The following is a 7,211-nucleotide window of genomic DNA, read 5'->3' on the forward strand; positions in this document are numbered from 1 at the left end:
CATAGGACAGCACCAGCGCGGGCAGCATCACCCAGCGCACCACGCGCCGCGCCGGGCCCGCGCCGAGCAGCCGGGCGGTGAGATCGGTGGCGACGTACACCAGCGGGAAGCTGAACGCTGCCCAAGTGGTGTGCAGGCCGAACAGGGTGATGGGCAACTGCACCAGGTAGTTGCTGGCGATGATGATGGTGATGTGCAGCGCGGCCAGAGCGGCCACGACGGCGCGCTGGCGAGCAGCGCTCAAGTCGAGCGTGAACAGCATGAGAGACCTTTTTCGTTGATCGGCGGGTAAGGGAACCGCCGGGGCCGGATGCGCCGGATACAGCTTGCGTGCGTCGCGGCCGGGGTTGGGAAAGTCGCGCATTTTATGCGCCGCCGCGGCCCTGCGCAGGAAAACCGAACCCGCTCCCGATAAAATCGCGGCCTGCTGCCGTGATTGCTGCCCCCTCGCACCTTTGCACGGCGACCTACCCCGTTTGATGCCAGCACGCCGGGCCTGCTCAGCAGTCCGATGCATGGCCCGCTTTTTCCCCGCCAGCCCCATGACCGAACTCGCCAAATCGTTTGAGCCCCACAACATCGAAGCCCACTGGACTCAGCGCTGGGAGGAACTGGGCGTGTTCGCCCCCACGCTCGACGCCGCCAAAGCGTCGTTCTGCGTGCAACTGCCGCCGCCCAACGTCACGGGCACGCTGCACATGGGGCATGCGTTCAACCAGACGGTGATGGACACCCTGGTGCGCTACCACCGCATGCGGGGCGACAACACCCTGTGGGTGCCGGGCATGGACCACGCGGGCATTGCCACGCAGATCGTGGTGGAGCGGCAATTGCAGGCTGCAGGCCAGAGCCGCCACGACCTGGGACGCGCCAAATTCGTCGAAAAAGTGTGGGAATGGAAGCAGCAGTCGGGCAACACCATCACCGGACAGATGCGCCGCATGGGCGACTCGGTGAGCTGGGAGCATGAATACTTCACCATGGACGACAAGCTGTCCAAGGCCGTGGTGGAGACCTTCGTGCAGCTTTACGAACAAGGCTTGATCTACCGCGGCAAGCGGCTGGTGAACTGGGACCCGGTGCTCAAGAGCGCGGTGAGCGATCTGGAGGTGGAAAGCCAGGAGCACGACGGCTTCATGTGGCACATCCTCTACCCGTTCAGCGACGGGCCCATCGACGGCGTGCGCGGTATGCACATCGCCACCACCCGCCCGGAAACCATGATGGCCGACGGCGCGCTGGCGGTGCACCCGGAAGATGAACGCTACGCCAAGTTCATCGGCAAGTTCGTCGATCTGCCGCTGTGCGACCGCAAGATTCCCATCATCGCCGATGGTTTCGTCGAACGCGACTTCGGCTCGGGCTGCGTGAAAATCACCGGCGCGCACGACTTCAACGACTACGCTTGCGCGCTGCGCCACGACATTCCGCTGATCACCATCTTCACCGACGACGCGCATATCAACGACAACGGCCCGGCCGCCTACCAGGGGCTTGACCGCTACGCCGCGCGCAAGGCGCTGCTCAAAGACCTGGAAGCCCAGGGCTTTCTCGAAAAGGCAGTGCCGCACAAAAACATGGTGCCGGTCTGCGCGCGCACGGGCCAGATCGTCGAGCCCATGCTCACCGACCAATGGTTCGTCGCCACCACCAAGCCCGGCCCGGACGGCAAGAGCATTGCGCAAAAAGCCATCGACGCGGTGGCCGACGGCGAAGTGACGTTCGTTCCCGAAAACTGGGTGAACACCTACAACCAGTGGATGGCCAACATTCAAGACTGGTGTATCTCGCGCCAACTCTGGTGGGGCCACCAGATACCGGCGTGGTACGGCGAAAACGGCGAAATTTTTGTGGCCCGCAGCGAAGCCGAGGCGCGCGACAAGGCGTCTGCAGCGGGCTACAACCGCTCGCTCACCCGCGACCCGGACGTGCTCGACACCTGGTACTCCTCCGCGCTGGTGCCCTTCTCCACCCTGGGCTGGCCCGAGCCGACGAAGGAGATGGATCTGTTCCTGCCCTCCTCGGTGCTGGTCACGGGTTTTGACATCATCTTCTTCTGGGTCGCCCGGATGATCATGATGACCACGCACTTCACCGGCAAGGTGCCGTTCAAGCACGTTTACATCCACGGCCTGGTGCTCGACGCGCATGGCAAGAAGATGAGCAAGAGCGAGGGCAATGTGCTCGATCCCGTCGATCTGATCGACGGCATCGAACTCGCCCCCCTGCTCGACAAACGCACCACCGGGCTACGCAAGCCCGAGACGGCGCCCGCCGTGCGCAAGGCCACCGAGAAGGAATTCCCGGGCGGCATTCCGGCCTACGGCGCCGACGCCCTGCGCTTCACATTTGCCTCGATGGCCACGCTGGGCCGCAATATCAACTTCGACACCAAGCGCTGCGAGGGCTACCGCAATTTCTGCAACAAGCTTTGGAACGCCACGCGCTTCGTGCTGATGCAGGTGAGCGAATTGTCGGCATTCGACCGTGGCATGGATCAATGCGGCGGCGACTGCGGCCCCGACGGCTATATGCACTTCAGCGCCGCCGACCGCTGGATCGCCTCTCAACTCCAGCGCACCGAACAGCAGGTGGCTCAGGGCTTTGCCGACTACCGCCTGGACTTTGCCGCGCAGGCCATCTACCAATTCGTCTGGGACGAGTATTGCGACTGGTATCTGGAAATCGCCAAGACGCAAATCGCCACGGGCACGCCGCAACAGCAACGCGCCGCCCGCCGCACCCTGGTGCGCACGCTGGAGGCCGTGCTGCGTCTGGCGCACCCCATCATGCCCTTCATCACCGAGGAACTATGGCAGACCGTCGCGCCGCTGGCCGGGCGCGGCGGCAATAGTCTGGCCGTGGCGCCCTACCCGCTGGCGCAGCCCGAAAAGATCGATGCGACGGCCGAAGCGGAAATCGCCGCCTTCAAGCAACTGGTCGACGCCTGCCGCAATCTGCGCGGCGAACTCGGCGTTTCCCCGGCGCAGCGTCTGCCGCTGCTGGCCTGCGGCGATGTCGCCCTGATCGAACGCCACCGCCCTGCCCTGCAAGCCCTGGCCAAGGTGTCGGAGGTCAAGGTGTTCGCCGACGAGGCCGCGTGGAAAGCCGCCACGCAATCCGCGCCCACCACCGCGCTGGGCGCCACGCAGTTCGCCCTGTTCGTCGAGGTGGACGCCGCAGCGGAGCACGCGCGTCTGGGCAAGGAAGTGCAGCGGCTGCAAGCCGAAATCGCCAAGGCGCAAGGCAAGCTGGGCAACGCCAGTTTCGTCGACCGCGCTCCGGCCGCCGTGGTGGCGCAGGAGCAGGAGCGTCTAAGCGATTTCCAGGCGCTGCTGGTCAAGGTGCAAGAGCAGATCGCGCGCTTGCCGACTGCCCCATAAAAAAGTCCCGTGCCCTTCGCAGGGCACGGGACTATGGTTGCGCCGCCAGAATCGACCGCTAAAGCACGCTCAATCGACGACGTTCTCAGACTGCTTGCGCTCATCCACCTTGCGCTCCTCGGCCTGATAATCCACCAACTCGCGCAGAGTCTTGCCCGGCTTGAAATGCGGGATGCGCTTCTCGGGCACGGCCACCTGCTCGCCCGAACGCGGATTGCGCCCGATGCGGGCCGAGCGATGGCTGACGCTGAAGCTGCCGAAGCCCCGGATTTCGACTCGATGCCCATCATCGAGGGCCTGCGCCAACGCGTCGAGAATGGTCTTCACAGACAGTTCAGCGTCGCGGTGGGTCAGTTGGGGAAACTGAGCGGCCAGGATTTCAACGAGATCAGAGCGAGTCATAAGGGGTACAGGTGAAAACGGCGGCCTCGGTGAACACCGTAGGCCGCCGCACATCAGGACCGCGTTGGGTATGCGCCGAATTCGACGCCACCCAACACAGCAGCCCGCACGGGCGAGTCGATCAATGCAAACGAGCAACGCAACTGATCAGGAGCCTTTGTCCATCTTGGCGCGCAGCAGCGCACCGAGGTTGGTGGTGCCGGCTTCGCGGGTGTCGCCCGCCAGACGGTCCATGGCTTCCTGCTGTTCGGCGGCGTCTTTTGCCTTGACCGACAACTGGATGTTGCGGGTCTTGCGGTCGATGTTGACGACCACGGCGGAGACTTGATCGCCTTCCTTGAGCACGTTGCGGGCGTCTTCAACGCGCTCGCGCGAGATCTCGGAAGCACGCAGATAGCCTTCGATGTCATTGCCCAGATCGATGGTCGCGCCCTTGGGGTCGACGGCCTTGACCGTGCCTTCGACGATCTTGCCCTTGTCGTTCAGCGCGGCGAAGGACATGAACGGATCGTCGAGCATCTGCTTGATGCCCAGCGAAATACGCTCGCGCTCGATGTCGATGGCCAGCACCACGGCTTCGACGTCCTGGCCCTTCTTGTAGTTGCGCACTTCCGACTCGCCGGTATCGTTCCAGGACAGATCGGACAGGTGGATGAGGCCGTCGATGCCGCCGGGCAGGCCGATGAACACGCCGAAGTCGGTGATCGACTTGACCGGGCCGGCAACCTTGTCGCCACGCTTGTGGTTGGCGGCGAATTCGTCCCAGGGGTTGGCGCGGCACTGCTTCATGCCCAGGCTGATACGGCGACGGTCTTCGTCGATTTCCAGCACTTGCACTTCGACTTCGTCGCCCAGTTGCACCACTTTGCTCGGAGCGACGTTCTTGTTGGTCCAGTCCATTTCGGAGACGTGCACCAAGCCTTCGATGCCCGGCTCGATCTCGACGAACGCGCCGTACTCGGCGATGTTGGTGATCTTGCCGAACAGACGCGTGCCCGCGGGGTAGCGGCGCGAAACGCCATGCCACGGGTCATCGCCCATCTGCTTGAGGCCCAGGGAAACGCGACCCTTCTCGGCGTCGAACTTGAGCACTTTGGCCGTGACTTCCTGACCGGGGGTGACCACTTCGCTGGGGTGACGCACACGACGCCAGGCCAGGTCGGTGATGTGCAGCAGGCCGTCGATGCCGCCGAGGTCGACGAAGGCGCCGTAGTCGGTGATGTTCTTGACCACGCCGGTGACCAGCGCGCCTTCCTGCAGGTTTTCGAGCAGCTTGGCGCGCTCTTCGCCCTGGCTGGCTTCGACCACGGCGCGGCGCGACAGCACCACGTTGTTGCGCTTGCGGTCGAGTTTGATGACCTTGAACTCCAGGGTCTTGTTCTCGTAGGGCGTGGTGTCTTTGACCGGACGGGTATCGAGCAGCGAGCCGGGCAGGAAGGCGCGAATGCCGTTGACCATGACGGTCAGGCCGCCCTTGACCTTGCCGGTCGTGGTGCCTTCGACGAATTCGCCGGTTTCGAGCGCTTTCTCCAGCGACAGCCAGGACGCCAGACGCTTGGCCTTATCGCGCGACAGCACGGTGTCGCCGCGGCCGTTTTCCAGCGCGTCGATGGCAACCGACACGAAATCGCCAACGTGAACGTCGGCTTCGCCCTGGTCGTTGTGGAATTCTTCGATGGGGATGTAGGCGTCGGACTTCAGTCCGGCGTTGACCACCACAAAATTCTGGTCGACAGCAACGACTTCGGCGGTAATGACTTCGCCGGTGCGCATGTCGCGCGATTGCAGGGATTCTTCAAACAGTGCGGCAAACGACTCGACAGAAGCAGCACTTGGGGAGACAGAGGACATTGAGTTAAGACCTTCAAACCACGAAAGACCGTGGGGTTGGAGAGAGAAAACTGAGACGCGCAGGGCGCGCGTTCAGAACTGTTGACGCCACAAAGCCAACACGGCTTCAACCGTTTGCTCAAGGCTCAGGTCGGTGCTGTCCAGCAGTTGGGCGTCTGGTGCGGGCTTCAGCGCAGCCACGGCGCGCTGGGTATCGCGCGCGTCGCGCAGCTCAAGCTCTGCAAAAACGTCGCGAAGTATAGCGGGAATCCCTTGTGAAATCAATTGCTTATACCGGCGCTCGGCGCGACTGTGGGCACTGGCGGTGAGGAAGACCTTGAGGGGCGCGTCTGGAAAGACGATGGTGCCCATGTCTCGACCATCGGCCACGAGCCCCGGCGCACGCCGAAAGCTGCGCTGCAAGGCAAACAAGGCGTCGCGAACAGATGGAATGGCGGCGATGGTCGAAGCGGCCTGCCCCACGGCTTCGGTGCGAAGTTGCGCCGAATCGAAAACTTGTCCGTTTAGCACGATGCAGCCCGCGGCAAAGGTCACGGGCAGATCGGCCGCCAGCCGGACCAGTGCGGCGCTGTCGTCCAGCGGCACGCTTTGCTGCAATGCCTCCCAGGCGGTGAGTCGGTAGAGCACGCCCGAGTCGAGACAATCGAAGCCCAGCGCATCGGCCACGGCGGTGGCGATGCTGCCTTTGCCGGAGGCGGTTGGGCCGTCGATGGCGATGACCGGCACGGGCCGGGCAATGCGGGCAAAGTCGTCGAAATAGCCGGGATAGGTCTTGGCCACACAGCCCGGATCGAGAATGCGGATGTCGGCATGGCCGAAGCTGGCCAGCGAAAAACACATGGCCATGCGGTGATCGTCGTAAGTGGCGATGGCGGCACTGCGCCACTGCGCTGCGGGCAAAGGATGCACACGCAGCCAGTCGGGGCCGGATTCGACTCGCGCCCCGAGCTTGGTCAACTCGGTGGCCATGGCGTGAATGCGGTCGGTTTCTTTCACGCGCCAACTGCCGATGGCGGTCAGCGTGGTGGGCGCATCGGCAAAAAGCGCGGTCATCGCCAGGGTCATGGCGGCGTCGGGAATGGCCAGGCAGTTGATGTCGCCACCGCGCAGCGCGGTCAATCCGGATTGCAGGCCGTCGGTTTCGATAAAGTCGTCGCCCCAGCGCACCTGGGCGCCGAGGTCTTCGAGCACGCGCGCAAACGCCACGTCGCCCTGAATGCTGTCGCGCCCCACGCCTTCCACCCGCACTGGCGCGCCCTTGCCGTGCCATTGACCCAGCACGCCCGCCGCCAGAAAGTAAGAGGCCGACGAAGCATCGCCCTCCACGGCGATGCGGCCAGGGCTGCGCAAGCGGCTGCCCGCAGGGATGACAAACCGCTCCCACCCGGTGCGCTGCACCTGCACGCCAAAGCGCCGCAGCAGGTTGAGGGTGATCTCGATATAGGGTTTGGAAATCAGCTCGCCCTGCACCGCAATGGCGATGTCGTGATCGCTCGCCTTGAGCGGTAGCGCCAGCAGCAGGGCGGTGAGAAACTGGCTGGAGACATCGCCCCGCACGGCCACGTCGCCATTCAG

At 64.0% G+C, this 7,211-nt stretch carries 5 protein-coding genes; 1 reads left to right on the top strand and 4 read right to left on the bottom strand.

Annotated features, from left to right (window positions below; translation table 11 throughout):
* A partial coding sequence (locus AC2VLV_RS11060; RefSeq protein WP_486990036.1) for a queuosine precursor transporter occupies window positions 1–262 on the bottom strand: 262 nt, incomplete at its 3' end.
* Between the two features lie 280 nt (window positions 263–542).
* On the opposite strand from AC2VLV_RS11060, the gene AC2VLV_RS11065 reads away from it, so the two are divergent.
* Entirely contained in the window at window positions 543–3,383 is a 2,841-nt protein-coding gene (locus tag AC2VLV_RS11065) for a valine--tRNA ligase (protein WP_486990037.1), read from the top strand.
* A 69-nt stretch (window positions 3,384–3,452) separates the two neighbouring features.
* On the opposite strand, the gene AC2VLV_RS11070 is transcribed toward AC2VLV_RS11065, so the two are convergent.
* From AC2VLV_RS11070 to cmk, 3 genes are all read right to left on the bottom strand, one after another.
* Window positions 3,453–3,785: an integration host factor subunit beta gene (locus AC2VLV_RS11070; protein ID WP_486990033.1), complete on the bottom strand. Its 333-nt coding sequence runs from the start codon at window positions 3,783–3,785 to the stop codon at window positions 3,453–3,455.
* 147 nt (window positions 3,786–3,932) lie between these two features.
* Window positions 3,933–5,636, bottom strand: coding sequence for a 30S ribosomal protein S1 (gene rpsA / locus AC2VLV_RS11075; RefSeq protein ID WP_486990034.1), 1,704 nt, complete (start codon window positions 5,634–5,636; stop codon window positions 3,933–3,935).
* Window positions 5,637–5,708: 72 nt separating this feature from the next.
* On the bottom strand, window positions 5,709–7,211 hold a 1,503-nt coding region (gene cmk / locus AC2VLV_RS11080; protein WP_486990035.1), incomplete at its 5' end, for a (d)CMP kinase.

The sequence above is a fragment of the Thiomonas sp. TH-17 genome, from assembly GCF_057473305.1.